Annotated in this window: 1 protein-coding gene; it reads left to right on the top strand. The window is 60.4% G+C overall.

Annotated elements, in window-relative coordinates; all coding sequences use genetic code 11:
* The first annotated feature begins 527 nt into the window (after positions 1 to 527).
* Positions 528 to 1,631, top strand: coding sequence for a GlxA family transcriptional regulator (locus DU29_RS0129085; protein ID WP_028624821.1), 1,104 nt, complete (start codon positions 528 to 530; stop codon positions 1,629 to 1,631).
* The last annotated feature ends 105 nt before the right edge of the window (positions 1,632 to 1,736 follow it).

The following is a 1,736-nucleotide window of genomic DNA, read 5'->3' as shown; positions in this document are numbered from 1 at the left end:
TGCTCCCGCTGGGTTGCGAAGCGACCCTAAAATTTTTACGGCTGCTGCGCAACCGAGCGGGAGCAAGCTCCCTCGCCACAGAAAATCATCAGCCAGCGAAGACCAGTCAAAACTGCGCGCTAATTGACCACTGAATCCAAAATCCGCCACCTTTTAGCGCGTCGCTTACAGATAAGCGTGGTTCTGCGAATTGAAGCGCGCAGCGCCTTCCGACCGTCCGTCACCCGTGCTTGTGGTGACACTCTCTAACAACCCCTCGCAGCCCAGTTCCCACAAGTGCTACCGATCTGCTCATGCCCGATGAAACACACCGCTCCCAGCCCCTGGTGGCACTTGAATTCCACCCTCTACGCACGTCATATCCAGACACATTCACAGGTCGTTTTCAGGAGTTATTGAACGCTCATTCAATTTTAGGCATGGCAATTGCTCTGTCATATCAAAGCCCGTCTCCCACGCGAGAACGCTGGCAATAACAAGAGCCTCCGCCTGAGGCCATCACCCGCTTTGTGTGAGGAGATACCGCGATGACGACGTTCAACTCCGGGGCCCAACCCCAGAACCGTGCGCCTCAATCCATCGGCTTTTTGCTGCTGGACAATTTCACGCTGATTTCTCTGGCCTCTGCAGTGGAACCACTGCGTATGGCCAACCAATTGTCTGGTCGCGAGCTGTATCGTTGGACCACGCTCACCGTCGATGGCGGTCAGGTCTGGGCCAGCGATGGTCTGCAGATCACGCCGGACGCCTCCATGCACAAAGCCCCTTCCCTGGACACCATCATCGTCTGCGGCGGTATAGGCATACAACGCACCGTCACCCGCGAACACGTGTCGTGGCTGCAGAGCCAGGCGCGGCAGTCCAAGCGTCTTGGCGCCGTCTGCACCGGCAGTTGGGCGTTGGCCTGCGCCGGCCTGCTTGACGGCTTCGACTGCAGCGTGCACTGGGAATGCCTGGCCTCGATGCAGGAGGCGTTTCCGCGTGTGGCCATGAGCACGCGTCTGTTCACCCTCGACCGCAACCGTTTCACCAGCTCTGGCGGCACCGCGCCGCTGGACATGATGCTGCATCTGATCAGCCGCGATCACGGGCGTGAACTGTCCGCAGCGATCTCGGAGATGTTCGTCTATGAGCGCATTCGCAATGAGCAGGATCACCAACGCGTGCCGCTCAAGCACATGCTCGGCACCAATCAGCCAAAGCTGCAGGAAATTGTCGCGCTGATGGAGGCCAACCTCGAAGAGCCGATCGACCTCGACGAACTGGCGGTGTACGTCGCCGTGTCGCGACGCCAGCTGGAGCGGCTGTTTCAGAAATACCTGCACTGCTCGCCGTCGCGTTATTACCTGAAACTGCGCCTGATCCGCGCGCGGCAACTGCTCAAGCAAACGCCGATGTCGATCATCGAAGTGGCGTCGGTCTGCGGCTTCGTCTCCACGCCGCACTTCTCCAAGTGCTACCGCGAATACTTCGGCATTCCACCGCGCGACGAACGCGTCGGTTCCAACACCACGCAGCAAGTGGCGATGATGCCGCTGCCGCAAGCGCTGGTGCTCTCGCCGTTGTCCGGGCCGTTGTCGGCGCTCAGCCAGGCGCGTAATGAATCGACGTTTGCCAGCGTCAGGCTCTAAACCGCGCGGACTATTGTGGCGAGGGGGCTTGCCCCCGTTGGGTCGCGCAGCGGCCCCAAGATTTTACGACTGCTGCGCAGCCGAACGGGGGCAAGCCCCCTCGCC

The organism is Pseudomonas sp. Ant30-3, from assembly GCF_000690905.1.
Classification (GTDB): domain Bacteria; phylum Pseudomonadota; class Gammaproteobacteria; order Pseudomonadales; family Pseudomonadaceae; genus Aquipseudomonas.
This window is presented reverse-complemented; position numbering and strand designations above follow the sequence as displayed.